The sequence below is a fragment of the Arthrobacter sp. KKT183 genome (genome assembly GCF_055657625.1).
The window spans coordinates 3,437,280-3,454,964 of sequence record NZ_CM145770.1 but is presented as its reverse complement, the minus strand read 5'-3'; the positions used below and the strand labels follow the sequence as shown (position 1 = coordinate 3,454,964).

The following is a 17,685-nucleotide window of genomic DNA, read 5'->3' as shown; positions in this document are numbered from 1 at the left end:
GCCAAGGTAGGCCAAGATGGATCCATGAGTAGTTCCGGACCGCGTGCCGGTGGCCCGACCCCTCGAAGGTCTTTTACCCCAGCGCAGAAGCTTGAGTTTTTAGCGCAGTACGAGGATGCCTGCACCCGTCAGGAGGGCGGTGCGTTCCTGCGTGAGCATGGGCTGTATTCCTCTCAGATCGCTGAGTGGCGCAAGCTGCGTGATGGCGGTGTCCTTGCTGGCAAGAAAGCCGGGGAGACGATCGGGAAGCTGTCCCGGGAGCAGGCCGAGATCGCACGTCTGCGCCGCCAGTTGGAGGTGAGCGAGAGCCGGTTGAACAAGACCGAGGCAGCCTTGGAGGTCATGGGAAAACTCTCGGCGTTCTTCGAGAACGCCATCGCGGAATCGCCGGACGAGCCGAAGTCCAAGAAGAGATGACCAGCGCCTACCGGCAGTTGGTGAACGCTGCCGTTCCGACGCGGCAGGCCGCTGCCTTGGTCGGGCTTTCACGGACCACGATCTACCGCAAGCCTGCCGTACCGGTGGACCAGGAACCGGCGGTGCCGCCGAACAAGCTCAGCACCGCGGAGCGGGCCGAGATCCTGGCGGCCTTGAACTCGCCGGAGTTCGTGGACCTGGCACCGCTGCAGGTCTACGCGAAGCTGCTGGATGCGGGGACCTACCTGGGTTCGGTCTCCACGTTCTACCGGGTACTGGAGGAGAATAAGCAGGTCAAGGAACGCCGCCGGCTGGCCAAGCATCCGGCCCGGGCCATCCCGGAACTGGTTGCCACCGCCCCTGGACAAGTGCTCAGCTGGGATATCACCAAGCTCGCCGGCTCGGTCAAGGGCAAGTACTTCGACTGCTACCTGATGGTGGACATCTATTCGAGGTTCATCGTCGGGGCGCATGTGCACGCCACCGAATCAGGGATCCTGGCCGTGGAGATGATGCGGGAGATCTTCGGCGTCCATGGCATCCCGGAGGTGGTTCACGCCGACCGCGGGACGTCGATGACGTCGAAGACTGTGGCCGCGCTGCTCTCTGACCTGGAGATCACCCGATCCCATTCCCGACCCCGGGTGAGCAACGATAATCCATACTCAGAGTCGCTTTTCAAGTCCATGAAATACGGGCCGACATTCCCCGAACGCTTCGCCTCACTCGGCGATGCGCGGGCCTTCATCAACGAATTCGTGGACTGGTACAACCACCATCACCAGCACTCCGGCATCGGGTTCCACACCCCGGCCAACGTGCACTACGGCTTCGCCGACGCAGTGGCCATAAAGCGCTCACAAACCCTGGCCGCGGCCAGGAACAAGCACCCCCACCGATTCAGCACCGCTACCGATCCCAAGATCCTCGCTCTACCCGGACCGGCATGGATCAACCAACCGACCGAAACCGCCGGAGAAACGGCGGCCTAACCTCCGTCTAACTCACCTTGGTACCGCTTGACTTGAAAAATTCCGTACCGGGGCCATCTAAACCTGTCACAGTCAAAGGGCCTAACCGTCGGTGCTCTAGTGGACCATATGTGTGCCTTGCCGAACCGGGAGGGTAGCTGGAGAAGAACTGCGCGCAGGTTATGCAGGCTGCCAGAGGAAACTTCCGTCAGGCCCTGGCACTATCGGTGCTCACGAGGTTCTTCTCCCAGCCAGGGCCTGGTTGCGTCGTAGAACCCGTCCGAGTCCGAGGCGTGTTCTCCTCCCGCGGTGAGCATCCCGGCCTGAGAAACCGGGCTAGCGACCCAGAACAGGTCGGTGCGCCGGGTAAGAACACCCTGGCCGAGCCGTCTCGCACTGCCTGCCGTAACCGAGGGCGTCCATGAAGTCGGGTAAAGGACACCACTATCTCTTCCTCGTAAACTACCCTTTTCGCCTTAGCCTCTTGAACATGCCGTTCAACGGTCGCCCGAAGAAACTGCGGGGCTCCGTGGCTTCCGCGACCCGCCGGACAATAGTGCGCCAGATGAGGGCGCCAGCACCGATCACGTCCACGCGCCCGGGGTGCATATAGGGCAGCGCCTTGCGTGCGGACCGCGGCAGGTGGAGCAGCGAGGTGGCGGCAGCGAGCCTGCACAGCTGCCGACAACCTTGCTGATCGGTGGACCAAAATTTAGGCTCACACGGGTTCAGGCAGCACATCGTCGGAACATCACAATGAAAGCCCGGCCGTCGGAGGAAACGGGCCGGGCTTTCATTGTGAGGTGTCGCTGGTGTTACTGGACCATCAAGGTGAATCCTCCCCAGCCGGTGCCGTTCTGGACTCGGCCGGCGAACCCGCCGGAACCGTTGCCCGAGTAGAGGAAGAGCCGCCCTGCGGAGTCGCGTGCCAGCAGGTCCGCGTTGCTGTCCCCGTCGAAGTCGCCGGGGGCAACGAGGGTGAAGCCGTTCCAGCCGGTGCCCGGCTGGGTGCGGGTGCCGAAGCCGCCCGTTCCGTTGCCCGGGTAGAGGAAGAGCCGCCCTGCGGAGTCACGTGCCAGCAAGTCGGCGTTTCCGTCGCCGCTGAAGTCGCCGGGACCCACAATGGTGAAGCCGTTCCAGCCGGATCCGATCTGTTCGCGCGGCAGGAAACCGCCTGAACCATTGCCGGGGTAGAGCTGCAGCGTTCCATTGTCGAAGCGGGCCATCAGGTCCACGTTGCCGTCGCCGTCGAAATCACCGGGGGTAACGATCGTCAGACCGCTCCAGCCCTGCCCGATCTGAACACCCCTCGTGAGGGCACCTGTCCCGGTGCCCGCGTACAACCACAGCCGCCCGCTGGTGTCCCGGGCAACGACGTCGGACCTTCCATCGCCGCTGAAGTCACCGGGCATCAGGATGGCGTTCATGGAGTTCCAGCCGCTGCCGATCACCCGGCTCGCCTGGAACCCGCCGGTTCCATTGCCCGGGTAGAGCAGCAGTTGACCGGCGGAGTTGCGCACCACCACATCCGGATTGGCGTCACCGTTCAGGTCCTTCTGCACCGTCACAGGCGCAACCGGGCTGGCCGGGGTTACTGCGTTGGATAGTGCTGAGAAGGCGCCGGTTCCGACATTGTTGGTTGCCTGAACCTGGAACCGGTAGGCCTGGCCGTTGGTCAGCCCGGTCACCGCCAGGCTCGTAGCGTTAGCGGCGGCCGGCCGCAGTGCCCCTACCTGTGTTCCCGCTGCGTCGACCACCCGCACCGAGTATCCGGTGATGGCCGATCCGCCGTTCGACGCCGGTGCGGTCCAGTTCGCCGTTGCGGTGGCATTACCTGCCGTGGCTGCACCGATAGTTGGTGCACCCGGCACGGCCGTTGGTGCGGCCGGGGTTACTGCGTTGGATAGTGCTGAGAAGGCGCCGGTTCCGACATTGTTGGTTGCCTGAACCTGGAACCGGTAGGCCTGGCCGTTGGTCAGCCCGGTCACCGCCAGGCTCGTAGCGTTAGCGGCGGCCGGCCGCAGTGCCCCTACCTGTGTTCCCGCTGCGTCGACCACCCGCACCGAGTATCCGGTGATGGCCGATCCGCCGTTCGACGCCGGTGCGGTCCAGTTCGCCGTTGCGGTGGCATTACCTGCCGTGGCTGCACCGATAGTTGGTGCACCCGGCACGGCCGTTGGTACGGCCGGGGTTACTGCGTTGGATAGTGCTGAGAAGGCGCCGGTTCCGACATTGTTGGTTGCCTGAACCTGGAACCGGTAGGCCTGGCCGTTGGTCAGCCCGGTCACCGCCAGGCTCGTAGCGTTAGCGGCGGCCGGCCGCAGTGCCCCTACCTGTGTTCCCGCTGCGTCGACCACCCGCACCGAGTATCCGGTGATGGCCGATCCGCCGTTCGACGCCGGTGCGGTCCAGTTCGCCGTTGCGGTGGCATTACCTGCCGTGGCTGCACCGATAGTTGGTGCACCCGGCACGGCCGTTGGTACGGCCGGGGTTACTGCGTTGGATAGTGCTGAGAAGGCGCCGGTTCCGACATTGTTGGTTGCCTGAACCTGGAACCGGTAGGCCTGGCCGTTGGTCAGCCCGGTCACCGCCAGGCTCGTAGCGTTAGCGGCGGCCGGCCGCAGTGCCCCTACCTGTGTTCCCGCTGCGTCGACCACCCGCACCGAGTATCCGGTGATGGCCGATCCGCCGTTCGACGCCGGTGCGGTCCAGTTCGCCGTTGCGGTGGCATTACCTGCCGTGGCTGCACCGATAGTTGGTGCACCCGGCACGGCCGTTGGTACGGCCGGGGTTACTGCGTTGGATAGTGCTGAGAAGGCGCCGGTTCCGACATTGTTGGTTGCCTGAACCTGGAACCGGTAGGCCTGGCCGTTGGTCAGCCCGGTCACCGCCAGGCTCGTAGCGTTAGCGGCGGCCGGCCGCAGTGCCCCTACCTGTGTTCCCGCTGCGTCGACCACCCGCACCGAGTATCCGGTGATGGCCGATCCGCCGTTCGACGCCGGTGCGGTCCAGTTCGCCGTTGCGGTGGCATTACCTGCCGTGGCTGCACCGATAGTTGGTGCACCCGGCACGGCCGTTGGTACGGCCGGGGTTACTGCGTTGGATAGTGCTGAGAAGGCGCCGGTTCCGACATTGTTGGTTGCCTGAACCTGGAACCGGTAGGCCTGGCCGTTGGTCAGCCCGGTCACCGCCAGGCTCGTAGCGTTAGCGGCGGCCGGCCGCAGTGCCCCTACCTGTGTTCCCGCTGCGTCGACTACCCGCACCGAGTATCCGGTCACGGTTCCCACGGGTTGGACCCAGTTCACAGTCGCCGTGGTATCGCCTGCGGTGGCCGTGCCGATGGTTGGAGCGCCAGGAATGACAGAGTCGGAGAAGGTGAGCCGCTCCACGTTGCGCAGGGTGTCGGTGCCGTCCGCGAGGGTTCCGCGTGCGTGCACCACCGTCGTCACCGCTCCGGGGGAGCCCATGGCGCCGCCAACAGTGGTCACATCGTAGTTTTCCTCAAGATCGGAGAACTGAGCGGTGTCAACAGATGTTTCGTTTGCCGGTGTGAGAACCTCCCGGACTGCGACGATGGTGCCGGGATCAACCGTTCCGGCGAAGACCGCTTGCTGCAGGGTGGTCAATTCTCCGGCGAGGTAGGGCTCGTTCATTCCACTGGCGCTGCCGATTTCGGTGGCGGGGTCAGCGGCGTCGGTGCGTACGCTCAGCCGGACGTTGAGGTAGGCGTCGCCGTCGAGGATGTCGTCCGCACCGCGCCCCTCCAGCAAGTCGCTTCCGGCACCTCCGAGGAGGATGTTGCCCTCACCCCAGACGTTCGGGCCGACCAGCGGGCATTCGCTTGCCAACGATGCGTCGATGACCGGCCCGACCGGGGTGGCCAAGGCGGGCACCAGGGTGTCCAGGCCGGAGACACGGTCCAGGCCAGGCTGGTCGAGAGCGTCACACCCGATCGCACCATCCCCACCAAGCGTGCTGGGGATCACGTCATCACCACGGAGGACATCGTCATACCTCCAACCCGACAGGGCCTCGACCTCGTCGAACCGGTCGCGAACCTCGGTTGTCAGGATGTCCAACGGTGGAATGACGAGGGTCAGATCGGCATTCTGCCGTTGAGGGTCACCGACGCCTGTCAACCAGTCAAAGCCTGCAGCGCCGGCGTACTTCTCGATTCCAGGGCCGGCAACCCCGATGTCATCTCCGCCTTCCCCGTCGTAATCGTCATCACCACTTTGGCCGATCATGATGTCATTGCCGGGTTTGTTGTCGTCGGTGAAGAACTGGCTGGCGCTATCTCCGCGTAGGCCGTCGCCTTGGCCCGCGCCCTCGATCCAGTCATCGCCGCTGTCACCGATCCCGTTGTCGGTGCCCTCACCCAGAATCATGAAGTCGTCACCGCCGCCTGCGAAGGTGATGTTTCCATTGGCTCCACCGTTGGTGAAGTCGTTTCCTTCACCGCCCATCAACAGATCGAGACCGTTTCCTCCATCCATCGCGTCATTACCGGGACCGCCCTTCAGGACGTCGTCGCCGCTGAGGTCAGCGATTCTATCGTTGCCCTCGCCGCCCAGGACGACGTCGCCGCCGTCCCCGCCTTCGATGACGTCGTTGCCCTCGTTTCCCCAGAAGGTGTCGTTATCAGCGCCTCCATAGACGCGGTCCGGGGCTGCGGTGCCATTGAAGACGCTTTGACCGTTGATGCCGGCAGGATCAACGGTGTTCCGTGCGCGGTACTTGATGGTTCCGTCGGGCTGCCGCAGCAGCAGCGCCGTTTCGTCACACTCGGACGCCGGATCGTCGGTAACGGTGTTGCCGGACGCGGTGAAGCCTTCGGGTGTGCCGGCCAGGTTCTTCAGCTCAAACTTGCAGTCCGACGTTGCGAAGGGATCGGCTTTGAAGGCCTTGGCGTTGGTGTTGCGCATGACCAGTTCGGAGAAGGAGTTGCCCTCAAGCTGCGTCCTGAGGTTCATGCCGGGCGTACGTGCCAGATAGTACAGGCGGTCACCATTCTGGAGGTCGGTCATCTGGGACTCGAAGACAAAATTGAACGTGCTGCCCAACAGGCCACCGAACAGATTCGTCTTCTCAGCAAGTCCACCGATCCAGAGGTCCACATCGTCAAGACCCGTGCGTGAGCCGGTGCCATCATTTGCCCAGGCGTCCGTACTGTTCATGAATGCGCCGGCGTCATCCGGAGGAGTTTCGCCCAGGTTGGGGCTGACGATCAGCCGGGCGGCTGTTCGCTTGGCTTCAAGCGTCGTAGCGCCCGTGATGCTTGGGTGCTTCCCGTAAGCGGCGATGAAATTGATGATCGACGCAGGGTTCTTGAGGTTCTCGCCGAAGTCGATCCAGTTCACGTAGGGCGTCAGCTGAGGATCATTCGTCGCACCGAATAGCTCCCGGCGGAATTCGTTCAACCGCGGCATGCCTTCGGACCGGGCACGGGTGATGTTAATGGTCGCCAAATCCAACGGCAGCCCGAGCAGGTTATTCCGAAGCGTGTCAGTGACAAACTCATCGATTTCGTTACCGGTCTGATCCGCCATGCCCATGAATACGCTGCCCGCGGCCTCCTTCGCCGTAAGCGGTCCTGCGGGCCCGCCGTCGGTGTAGGCAGGCGGATTCAGGAAACCATTCAGCAGCGAGATGTCGTTCTGGCTTCCGGGTATGTCATCGGATGTGCCGAATACAGTATCTGGTCCCGGTTGGTCTTCGTTCCTTCGGGAGATCGTTTCGGTCAGCATCGAATGCCCGAAGCGGTAGACCGCGTGGGCGAATTCGGCAGTTACTGCAGGGTCGACGTCCGACATGGTGAAAGCGGTCGGCACGAAGGGGTTGATGGCTGGCTGCACCTTGCGGGCAAACTCCTCGAACACCAGATGCTGGTACTCCATCTCGGTGATGAACCGTGCTGCCTGGAAGATGCGTTCACCGTTCCAGCCGTCGGCCCCGAGGGCTGACTTCCATTCGGCCAGGGCCTTCACGCCGGCAGCCGAGGTGTCATTGGTGAGGACGTTCTTGATATCTTCCACCAGACGGTTGTGCTCGGAGTGAAAAACCTGGTGCACAGCGGTCAAACCAACGTTTTCGTTGACGCGACCATCACCGGCCGTGAAATGCATGTCAAGGATCTCGTCGTCGTACTGGTTGACGCACCCTGCGGGGAAGCCTGGCCGAGCGCACGGGGTCAACGACGGGGTGACCACACTGTCCGGATCGGGTGTGAAGCCCGGATTCGGGGCGGCGTTGTTCGCAATATCGGTGAGGAACGGAATGTTGATGGTCCTCACATCCGCCGGAACGGGCACAGGGCTGGCGGTATTGCCCTCGACCAGTCCACCGGCCGTGACATACTGCGGCAAACCCCGTGCCGGGCCGGGGATGAACTTTCCGTACGGATCAACGGCGATCATCGGTACGTCGAATACGTCCTGATCTTCGAGCCGCAGTCCGAGGAGACTTGCAGCCTGATCCTTAACGGTCGCCCAGGTGGACATACCCTCAGCTGTCGGACCGGCGGCCCCCCCGAGGAGGGTGCCTGTGCTGACCGGCCGTCCGGCACTGTTGTTCACATACTCCCGCAGGAAGACCTGATGCGATGGATTGGACGCGTAGGTTTGACTCTGGTCCACCCAGGGTGTGTCGGTGTTCAGTGCGTCCTGCACATCGTCGGCGTTGCCCAGGACGCCATCCGGGCCGGGCTGGTTCTGGCCGCGGGTAAGTACCATGAAGCGCAGGTTCGGGTCCAGGTCGTCCCCCGTGTTCAGAGTCCCGTCCGGGCCAAGGACGAGAGGGTCATCGTTCTTGAGCGGCACGAACACAGTGCCGCTGCCACCCTTGACCGTCTGGTCTATCCCATGATCGAAGAACTGCCCAAACAAGGTGAACAGCGAGTTGAAGGGCGGGGAGAGACCGACATCAGTGGTTACGTTCGGGATGAACAGGGTCTCGCCGCTGGGAACGCAGCCAGCAGGAACACCGGCAACCGGCGGGACAGCCAATTCGTCCGGGTCCGTGGTGCATGGCACGACACCCTCGTTGCCTTGCGACCTCACCGGGAAACCGGCCGCTGCCACCGCCGCAGGGTTCGTGGCGGTCTGGTCCACAATAAGGTTGCTGATCACCCGCGGCTGAGAATCAAAGACGTTTCCGGACTTCTGCCCATAGCTGCTCGGCGCCGGTGGGCCGCCCAGGGACCCAGGCTCCGCCGCATCATACGAGGATGCGGCCAGGCGTGGAAAAACTTCGCCGGCAGCGCCGTAAGTTTCCTGTCCGGGCTGAAGGTTGTTGCACGATCCGTCGACTGTCCGTATCCCGAGGGACACAAGCGGGCTTGGAATCTGGTTCGGTCCATCTCCCACCAGAGCCCCGCACGGACCGGTTTCAGAGGTGGTATTCGCGACATGGGCTTCAGAAATCTTGATTTGCTTCAAAATGAACGCCAGATCCGAGGGGGTCACAACGAAACCCTGCCCCGTCGGCGCGACCACAGCGTTAGCGCCCCCTGCCACGGGCAGAACCATCGCCAGCGGCAGGAGCAGCACGAGACCCGCAGCCACCACGCGTGAACGCGGCGGATGGTCCGTTGCACCACCTCGCTGTGGAGAACGTTTGGGCCGGCCATCGGCGCCTGGGCCGAACGGAATGTTTTCGAAGAATCGATTAAAGGATTTCATGGCCTACCCGCCTCTGGAAGGATCTAGCACCACCATGGTGTTGCCGGCCCATTGGAGAAAGCTTGGGGTTATGCCGGGAGCAGCCTACGCACACAGCCCGCGTAAGGCCGATGGCTTCAACTCGGTGATCTCCGCCGGCCGCTCACCGATATCTGCGGCCCCTGAGCTGGGGGCTCGGTCGCCGCGCTGAAGCGGTCGATTCGCCCGCCTGCACCACGAATCCCGACCGGAGGGCGACGGTACCGGATGATCCTGTCGACGCCAGCCAGTACAGGGCGCCGGAAGCGCCGCTACGCGAAGTGGAACCGGTGTGCGGGGCAAGCATCCCGCTGCGCTCATCGGCCAGCGGGATGCTTGGCAATCAAAATTCACCGGCAGAACGCCAGCAGGTTATTCCAGTAGGAACGCACCGTTTCAGCGAGTATTTCCTGTCCGTTAGATACCTAAAGTACTCATCGACGAGCTTGAACCGGGGCGCGTCCTGACAGGCCAACGCCCCGCCGCCGTCGCGCTCCTCAAGCGAAATACTGCAATCGCTGTTCATGAAGAACAGGGGCCCAAATCACCAGGCAAGCCCAGTGGCAGGGTGTGTCTGACCTGCAGAACGCCTTCTTCGGCACAGGAGGAGTCAACGGGTCGGCGGCACCGCTGCGTCCTCGTCCCGGGCGGCACTATGGCTGTACACGAAACCTGCATCCTGCAAGGAAATCCTAAGGACAGGGGAGCAGCATTGCAGGCGGGAAGTGTGCGGTGTCTGACCACTCCGCCGCTCCTTCCCGCGGAACCGGCATCGTGGTGCCGTTTCCCTCGGGCGGAGCCGGCGCCCGCTCCCTCGGGCGGCTCCGTTCCGGGAGATGCTCTGTCCGCACGAAGGGCGCCAAATTCAGGTTTCACTTCGTGGGCGGGGTGCCTTCCCCCAGAGCTTGACTATCGGAAGGTCGAACTTCAATGAAATTCCACTGGGAGAGGTGACCCATTGCGAAATTGTACGCGGCGCACGAACTTACATGAGCTGGTATTTGGAGCTACGACCTGGGCGCAGCGAGTCGGATCCCAACATCCACAACCGGGACCGCGTGGCGTGGAGCGTTGCTGGGATTCGTGTACTGCCTGGGGCTGGGGATCCCATTTGTGCTGGTGGCACTCGGTGTTGAATGGGTCTCCCGGACACTCGCCTTCGTGCGCCGGCACATGCGTATCTTCAATCTGGCCGGAGGTCTCCTGCTGGTGCTCGTGGGCCTGCTGATGGTTTCCGGAATCTGGACGCTATGGATTTACCAGCTCCAGAACCTGGCCGGTACCTTTCTCACCCCGGTGTAGGGAGCGCGGTTTAGCTCTTTCTCGCCGGGCAGAATCAGCCTCATACCAATTCGGCCGACCACCAACGCCAGTGCAAACAGCGCAGCGCTCATCGCAGTGCGCCTTCAGCGCTACCGGCCATGCTCCGAGCCGACCCTGTAGTGGGGCAACGACGCGTGCATGCCAGCATCACACCTGGGTGCATCCATCATCAGTTCGTCCATCCGAGCCATTTCCGGATTGTGTTGCCCCTTTCGGGATCCCGGGGTTAATCGTGAAGACCGCCAGCCCACTATGACTGGCAGTCGGAATTTTTCAAGTCAAGCGGTACCAAGGTGAGTTAGACGGAGGTTAGGCCGCCGTTTCTCCGGCGGTTTCGGTCGGTTGGTTGATCCATGCCGGTCCGGGTAGAGCGAGGATCTTGGGATCGGTAGCGGTGCTGAATCGGTGGGGGTGCTTGTTCCTGGCCGCGGCCAGGGTTTGTGAGCGCTTTATGGCCACTGCGTCGGCGAAGCCGTAGTGCACGTTGGCCGGGGTGTGGAACCCGATGCCGGAGTGCTGGTGATGGTGGTTGTACCAGTCCACGAATTCGTTGATGAAGGCCCGCGCATCGCCGAGTGAGGCGAAGCGTTCGGGGAATGTCGGCCCGTATTTCATGGACTTGAAAAGCGACTCTGAGTATGGATTATCGTTGCTCACCCGGGGTCGGGAATGGGATCGGGTGATCTCCAGGTCAGAGAGCAGCGCGGCCACACGTCATCGACGTCATCGACGTCCCGCGGTCGGCGTGAACCACCTCCGGGATGCCATGGACGCCGAAGATCTCCCGCATCATCTCCACGGCCAGGATCCCTGATTCGGTGGCGTGCACATGCGCCCCGACGATGAACCTCGAATAGATGTCCACCATCAGGTAGCAGTCGAAGTACTTGCCCTTGACCGAGCCGGCGAGCTTGGTGATATCCCAGCTGAGCACTTGTCCAGGGGCGGTGGCAACCAGTTCCGGGATGGCCCGGGCCGGATGCTTGGCCAGCCGGCGGCGTTCCTTGACCTGCTTATTCTCCTCCAGTACCCGGTAGAACGTGGAGACCGAACCCAGGTAGGTCCCCGCATCCAGCAGCTTCGCGTAGACCTGCAGCGGTGCCAGGTCCACGAACTCCGGCGAGTTCAAGGCCGCCAGGATCTCGGCCCGCTCCGCGGTGCTGAGCTTGTTCGGCGGCACCGCCGGTTCCTGGTCCACCGGTACGGCAGGCTTGCGGTAGATCGTGGTCCGTGAAAGCCCGACCAAGGCAGCGGCCTGCCGCGTCGGAACGGCAGCGTTCACCAACTGCCGGTAGGCGCTGGTCATCTCTTCTTGGACTTCGGCTCGTCCGGCGATTCCGCGATGGCGTTCTCGAAGAACGCCGAGAGTTTTCCCATGACCTCCAAGGCTGCCTCGGTCTTGTTCAACCGGCTCTCGCTCACCTCCAACTGGCGGCGCAGACGTGCGATCTCGGCCTGCTCCCGGGACAGCTTCCCGATCGTCTCCCCGGCTTTCTTGCCAGCAAGGACACCGCCATCACGCAGCTTGCGCCACTCAGCGATCTGAGAGGAATACAGCCCATGCTCACGCAGGAACGCACCGCCCTCCTGACGGGTGCAGGCATCCTCGTACTGCGCTAAAAACTCAAGCTTCTGCGCTGGGGTAAAAGACCTTCGAGGGGTCGGGCCACCGGCACGCGGTCCGGAACTACTCATGGATCCATCTTGGCCTACCTTGGCCAAAACTAGATTAGACATAATGATCGGTTTCCTGGTTCTCGCCCCACGCGATTAAGCTGACTTGCTCTGTCACCGTGGTACCGCTCCAGCCTGACACGTAGGGTGCTGGCAGGGGAGTGTTGTGGTGGTCTGGAGGCGGTTGTCCCTATTTGATGGCCGCGTAGTAGGCGTCGAGGATTGACTGGGTAATGCGGCCCTTAGAGCTGGGGTTGTAACCGTTTTGGCGTGCCCATTGACGGATCTGTTGAGTGTCTTCGCGGTTGGACTGCTCTGCCGGTGCAGACCGTAGTGTGCCTCGGCTTGTACGCATGATGCTGGCTTTCCTACCGTTTTGAATGTATCCGGACAAGGTCGAGCGCAGCTTCTTCGCGTTCGCGGTTGTCAGGTCGATTTCATACTTGGTGCCGTCCAGGGCGAATCGGACGGTTTCCTGTGCTTCATCACCGGTGAGGTCATCGATTAACTGCACCTGTACACGCTGAGCCATACGTTAGTTCTCCTGAATCATTCACACATCGAATCGGCGAGCTCCAATTGATGACTGTAACCCGAACTGGGATGTGAGCTCTTGGCCGACAGCTAATCCCGGGCGCCCGGGTGTAGAAGGGGAACGGAGTTGCCCGGATCTGTCGCTTCCCGCATCACCGCAGTCAGCAACTTTTCGCACAGACGTTGCCGCTAACGCTGGCTCTATTTGGCCTACATCTAAGATGCGCGGGCGCCGTGGGCGAAGAGGGGACTGGAAGCACTAACCGGCCAGCGGATTTCGTTTAGTGAGTCCTACTTTTCTCCAAGGAGGACGGTGCATCCTTTCCGTGCAGGTAGGAAGGAAAACCGATGTCTGTTTCTCGGCGGCAGGTCCTCACGTACGGGGGACTGGGGGTACTGGGGGTCGGTGCGCTGGCTGTCCCGTTCAGCTCCATCAGTGCCAAGTCAGCGAGCAGCCTGGCAGATGGGGATATGCCCGTACCGTATCGCGTTGCGCTTACCCAGGCTCCGGTGCTGGAACCCTACGCGGTGGGGCGTGCTCCTGACGGCGCGAAAGTGCATTACTACAGCGTCACGCAGAAGGCCGGTACCGCCAGAATCCTTCCGCGCCTGTCCACTCAGATTCTTGGTTACAACGGGATCTTCCCTGGCCCCACGATTGATCTGGTTCAGGGGACGCGGGCTGTGCTCAAGGTTCGGAACCAGCTTCCGCCGACACATCCGGTATTCGGTTATCGGATATCGACTTCGACGCATTTGCATGGTTCTGCGTCGTTGCCGCAGTTTGACGGTTATTGCCAGTGATGTGACTCCTCCTGGGTTCGCGAAGAACTACGAGTACCCCAACTTCCAGGCTGCACGCAGCCTCTGGTACCACGACCACAACGTGCACACCACCGCGAAGAACGCGTATTCCGGATTGTCAGCACAGTTCCGGCTGCATGATCCGGCCGAGCGGGCCCTGCTGCCTCAGGGCGAGTTCGATGTTTCTCTCACGCTCTCGGACGTCATGTTCGCCGCGGACGGCAACCTCGCCTATGACGACAATTCCTTCTCCGGGTTGTGGGGAGATGTGATCCTTGTGAACGGAAAGCCCTGGCCGGTGATGAAGGTCCAGCGGCGCGTGTACCGCTTCCGTATCCTCAACGCGTCTATCTCGCGCTCCCTCCGGCCGACGCTCAGCACCGGTGAGCCGGTGCATGTGGTGGCCACCGACGGGGGACTCATGCCTAGGACGCAGTCAGTCGACTCATGGCGCCACGCCGGCGCCGAGCGGTACGAAGTGCTGATTGATTTCTCTGGGTACCAGCCCGGGCAGCGGATTGAACTGCGGAACCTTTCGAACAAGAACAACGTCGACTACGACTTCACCGACCGGATCATGGCCTTCGATGTCACGGACCAGCCCGTGGACACCTCCGATCACACGTGGAAGACCATCTCGCAGACATTGGCTTCCAGTGAAGTGATGGACCTGCGTCCGGCCCGCGACACCCGGGTGCGCAAGTTCCGGGTGAAGCGCGATAACGATGTCTGGGTCATCGGGGAGGACTCCTGGGAGGACATCATCGCCAGCGGATTCCGGCGGGTCATCGCTGACCCGGACTTGGGCGCCACGGAAATCTGGGAATTTGAAAACAGTTCGGGTGGCTGGTTCCACCCGATCCACATTCACCTCGTGGACTTCCAGATCCTCAGCCGTAACGGCCGGCCTCCATTCTCCTATGAGATGGGACCCAAGGACGTGGTGTACGTGGGTGAAGGAGAAACCGTTCGTCTCCTCATGAAATTCGGTCCACACCGCGGAAAGTACATGATCCACTGCCACAACCTCCCTCACGAGGACCACGACATGATGACCCAGTTCAGCGTCGGCCTGAAACCCGGCGACGTGGACCTCAACGACCCGATGAAGGCTGCCCCAGCCTTCTGGGACGGGGAGTAGCCCAGCCAATACCCGCTCTCCTGCGGCCCAGGCAGCCTGTCGGCTCCAGGAACAATCACTCGGATTCCTTGCCGCATGCTGACGTAGCGCTGGCCAATATTCCTCCGGCTGGTGCAGTAGCTCTCAGATACGCAGGCGGCTGCGACTGCTCCGGGCTGCACCTGCCCCTTGGGAAATGAGAGATTCGAGCGGGCCCCGGGATTTCAGATGGTGGAAGATGAGGCCGAGCACCACCGCTATCACCGCCTGCACCCAGAACAGTTGTACCGGGTGGGGTATCGGATTGAGTTGCTGAACCACGCTCATGACGCATATATGCAGCGCGTACAACGACAGCGTCATGGCCCCGGGCGCTGATAATGGCAGGAGAAGATTCCGATACCTGCGCGTCAACAGTAAACACAAACCGATCGTCGCCGCCGCTGACCCAGCTACGTGCAGAAGGTCCAGGGGGGGCACCCGAGTGCGGGGCACTCACCGCGAGCCACCACCACGTCCCGTACTGGTCGATCCCGGCGAGCCCGACCTGGAGCATCGCTTCAAGGGGGTAGGTGCTTCCCTCAAGTGTTTCCGAGAGGGCCTTCAGTCCGCCTCCTGGCCCGAGCAGCTGCCAACTGAGCAGCTTCGCCATGACGGCCGCTGTGAGGCCAACACCGAGCAGTCCCAGTTGGGCGCCAAGACGCTCGAGGTTGAGGCGACCGATGGCCATACCTACCAAGACGAAAGTGATCCATTGCAACACGGGGTAATAACCCGTTAGGAAGATGTCGGCGAAAAGCGTTTGAGGTGTGATGAAGTGCCCGAAGAGCGGGTTAGCACCTAAGGACGGCGGATCCACCTTCTGCAGCACCAACGGTCGTAGCAGGTACGCCGCAACCGGTGATAGCAGCATCCACATACCAGCCCACCCAGCCAGGGCCTTGAACGGCAGCCCGATGAAGGGCAGGGCGACGAGAAACAGGATGCTGTAGTGGAACAGGATGATCGCGATGTTCGTCTCCACTGAGCCAAGTGCCAGCCCGATTAGTGCGATGATCAGGGCGCGGATAGCGATGCCCCTGCGGTCTGCAGCAAGGACACCACCACGGTGCGGCGAGTTTCCGCCCGTGAGGAGGGTAAGTCCGATGCCTGCGACGACGGCGAAAAGACCTGAGGCCCGGCCGGAAAAGGCCAGCGCTGTCCACGTTGCTTCGCCGGTGCCTGAGGAGTAGAGCGGAAAAACGTGGGTGCTCATCATCCCGAAGAGCGCCACTCCCCGGGCAGCGTCAATGCCGGTCAGCCGCCGTGGGAGAAGCTTGGTGTGCATTTGCAGATGTTCTCATAGAGCCCAACGTCCCCCTACACATCGATGCACCGGTTCTGTTATCCCGGAGCATTGTTGCCGGCACAGCGGAGCGCCACCCGGTTACTGTGACGGCTGCACCAAACCGGAAACTTAATGGCCTGGCGGCTCCCCTCGGATGGTTTCGCGGGAAGCCAGGAGGATGGCTGCCAACGTAGACTGCCGCCATGGAATACATCTCCGTCCTCTTGCCCTCAGCGGCCGTAGGTACCATCTTCTACTTCACGATGCGGGCCATCTTCGGTGCTGACAGGGCCGAACGGGAAGCGCAAGCCGCCGCCGAACGCGAAGTACCACACACCACACCTGCTCTAGCCGCTGGCCGGGAAACTTCGTCAGAGAATCGGAGTTGAAACCCATTTAGGGAGCACGAGGACACACCGCCTCCTCTGTCTCATCTTGGGTGAAGACATCGCCGCCGATTACCGTATGCGGAGGGCTGGGAGACATTCACAACCAACTCCCTCAGTTGTCTTTCCTTGGACTATCGAGCACCATCCGGCGTTGCCGTTATGTGATTGTGACTTTCAGTGTGACTACAGATATGATTCTCGCGGTGTCAGGGCCTAGATATGGGTGACACCCCTCCAGCAGATTGCTTAACTCTGTCGCTGCGGAGGTCCGTTCCGAAACGAATCACGGCAGAGGCGGGGGAACCGGTAAGCGGGTTTCGAAAGAAATCCTAGGGGTTAAGGCGTAAGCCGCACTCATTTCAGTGCTGCTGTATGCCCGGGTGACTCCCATCCGAATCCGACAGCTAACCTCGCAGGCATTGGGAGAGGCTAACCATGTCCAAGAACCGTCATATCGCACGTCACCGTGCCGTCCCCGCCAACCCCCTGCACAATGTTGCCAAAGCGGCTTCCTCCGGGGTTACAACAATGGGACGCCCGGCAGCTGTAGTTGTTGCCGTGTCCGGCCTGATGCTCGGGTCGACACTGCCAGCCACCGCCGGAGCGACCTCCACCCCGTCCACCGCAGCGCAGCAAGCGGTGGACACCGCGGCCACCGCAGCAGTTAGTGTCGCCTCACCAGCTGCAGTAGCAGCACCCGGGGCTGCTACGCACACTGTCCAGCCGGGGGACACGCTTGGGAAGATCGCGGCTTCCTACGGGGTCAGCCTCGAAACAATCTTCGCGGCCAACGGCCTCGGATGGGAGTCCATCATCTACCCTGGCGATGTCATCGCCCTGGCAGGCGGCGGCGCCAGCCACCCGAACGGTGCAGCAACTCCAGCTGCTCCAGCGCCGGTAGCTCCGGCACCGGCAGTACCTGCGCAGGTTGAAACCAGCACCATGGGCATCACCACAGCGTCGAGCACCATTGAGCGTGCTCCTGCCCAGGCATCGACTGTGGCGGCCAGCGGTGTTGGTGCGGCGCTGGTTGCTTCTGCTTACGGGCAGCTCGGCGCCACCCAGGACTGCACCATCCTTGTTGAGGTTGCGTTGCGCTCCATCGGCAAGTCCGTTGGGGACCTCGGTCCGACCCAGTTCTACCAGTACGGCACCGTGGTCAGCACCCCCGCACCTGGTGATCTTGTTATCCGTCCTGGACATATCGGCATCTACGTCGGTAATGGTCAGGTCATCAGCAGCGGAATGAACGGCGTCAACGCAACCCTGCTACACCCGCTTTCGGACCTGGCAGGATCCTCCTACGTCCGCGTCAGCGCATAACGCAACCAACACTCATAAGAGGAAGGGGAGGCCAACCCACACGGGTTGTCCTCCCCTTCCTCTTTGTCATTCCCGGGATCGAACGCATCCACAACACCCAACAAGA

7 protein-coding genes, 3 pseudogenes and 1 riboswitch are annotated in these 17,685 nt (G+C 62.2%); of the genes and pseudogenes, 5 read left to right on the top strand and 5 right to left on the bottom strand.

Annotation, left to right across the window (positions count from 1 at the left end):
- The first annotated feature begins 24 nt into the window (after positions 1-24).
- Positions 25-1,409 (top strand): IS3 family transposase gene (locus tag ACZ2GY_RS16265; protein WP_471672496.1). Its coding sequence is split into 2 segments (ribosomal slippage): positions 25-343 and positions 343-1,409, totalling 1,386 coding nucleotides; the frame shifts between segments, so codons are not numbered across the junction.
- A gap of 441 nt (positions 1,410-1,850) precedes the next feature.
- Here ACZ2GY_RS16265 and ACZ2GY_RS16260 read toward each other — a convergent pair.
- Positions 1,851-2,054 (bottom strand): annotated as a pseudogene (locus ACZ2GY_RS16260) (hypothetical protein); the annotation flags it as partial.
- Positions 2,055-2,203: 149 nt separating this feature from the next.
- Entirely contained in the window at positions 2,204-9,067 is a 6,864-nt protein-coding gene (locus tag ACZ2GY_RS16255) for a fibronectin type III domain-containing protein (protein ID WP_471672495.1), read from the bottom strand.
- Between the two features lie 1,056 nt (positions 9,068-10,123).
- On the opposite strand from ACZ2GY_RS16255, the pseudogene ACZ2GY_RS16250 reads away from it, so the two are divergent.
- A pseudogene (locus tag ACZ2GY_RS16250) lies at positions 10,124-10,387 on the top strand (cytochrome c biogenesis CcdA family protein); the annotation flags it as partial.
- Positions 10,388-10,717: 330 nt separating this feature from the next.
- On the opposite strand, the pseudogene ACZ2GY_RS16245 reads toward ACZ2GY_RS16250, so the two are convergent.
- Together ACZ2GY_RS16245 and ACZ2GY_RS16240 are read right to left on the bottom strand one after the other, a co-directional pair.
- Positions 10,718-12,103: pseudogene (locus ACZ2GY_RS16245) on the bottom strand (IS3 family transposase).
- Between the two features lie 169 nt (positions 12,104-12,272).
- Positions 12,273-12,596, bottom strand: a complete 324-nt coding sequence (locus ACZ2GY_RS16240; RefSeq protein ID WP_471672494.1) for a histone-like nucleoid-structuring protein Lsr2 — start codon at positions 12,594-12,596, stop codon at positions 12,273-12,275.
- A 368-nt stretch (positions 12,597-12,964) separates the two neighbouring features.
- Here ACZ2GY_RS16240 and ACZ2GY_RS16235 point away from each other — a divergent pair, with 368 nt between their 5' ends.
- Both ACZ2GY_RS16235 and ACZ2GY_RS16230 read left to right on the top strand, forming a co-directional pair.
- Positions 12,965-13,420 carry a multicopper oxidase domain-containing protein gene (locus ACZ2GY_RS16235; protein ID WP_471672493.1) on the top strand — a complete coding sequence of 152 codons (456 nt, stop codon included), beginning with the start codon at positions 12,965-12,967 and terminating at the stop codon, positions 13,418-13,420.
- 1 nt (position 13,421) lies between these two features.
- Positions 13,422-14,561, top strand: a complete 1,140-nt coding sequence (locus ACZ2GY_RS16230) for a multicopper oxidase family protein (RefSeq protein ID WP_471672492.1) — start codon at positions 13,422-13,424, stop codon at positions 14,559-14,561.
- A gap of 55 nt (positions 14,562-14,616) precedes the next feature.
- Here ACZ2GY_RS16230 and ACZ2GY_RS16225 read toward each other — a convergent pair whose 3' ends face one another.
- Positions 14,617-15,867 (bottom strand): heparan-alpha-glucosaminide N-acetyltransferase domain-containing protein, encoded by a 1,251-nt coding sequence (locus tag ACZ2GY_RS16225; RefSeq protein ID WP_471672491.1) that lies wholly within the window; start codon positions 15,865-15,867, stop codon positions 14,617-14,619.
- Between the two features lie 638 nt (positions 15,868-16,505).
- Positions 16,506-16,689: riboswitch (cyclic di-AMP (ydaO/yuaA leader) on the top strand.
- A 2-nt stretch (positions 16,690-16,691) separates the two neighbouring features.
- On the opposite strand from ACZ2GY_RS16225, the gene ACZ2GY_RS16220 reads away from it, so the two are divergent.
- The gene (locus ACZ2GY_RS16220) at positions 16,692-17,579 is read left to right on the top strand and encodes a C40 family peptidase (protein ID WP_471672490.1); all 888 of its coding nucleotides are present in this window, start codon (positions 16,692-16,694) and stop codon (positions 17,577-17,579) included.
- Positions 17,580-17,685 lie beyond the last annotated feature (106 nt).

Excerpts from the sequence above, each read along its gene's own strand:
- ACZ2GY_RS16235 (WP_471672493.1), top strand. The coding sequence starts at position 12,965 with ATGTCTGTTTCTCGGCGGCAGGTCCTCACGTACGGGGGACTGGGGGTA.
- ACZ2GY_RS16220 (WP_471672490.1), top strand. The coding sequence starts at position 16,692 with ATGTCCAAGAACCGTCATATCGCACGTCACCGTGCCGTCCCCGCCAAC.
- ACZ2GY_RS16225 (WP_471672491.1), bottom strand. The coding sequence starts at position 15,867 with ATGCACACCAAGCTTCTCCCACGGCGGCTGACCGGCATTGACGCTGCC.
- ACZ2GY_RS16255 (WP_471672495.1), bottom strand. The coding sequence starts at position 9,067 with ATGAAATCCTTTAATCGATTCTTCGAAAACATTCCGTTCGGCCCAGGC.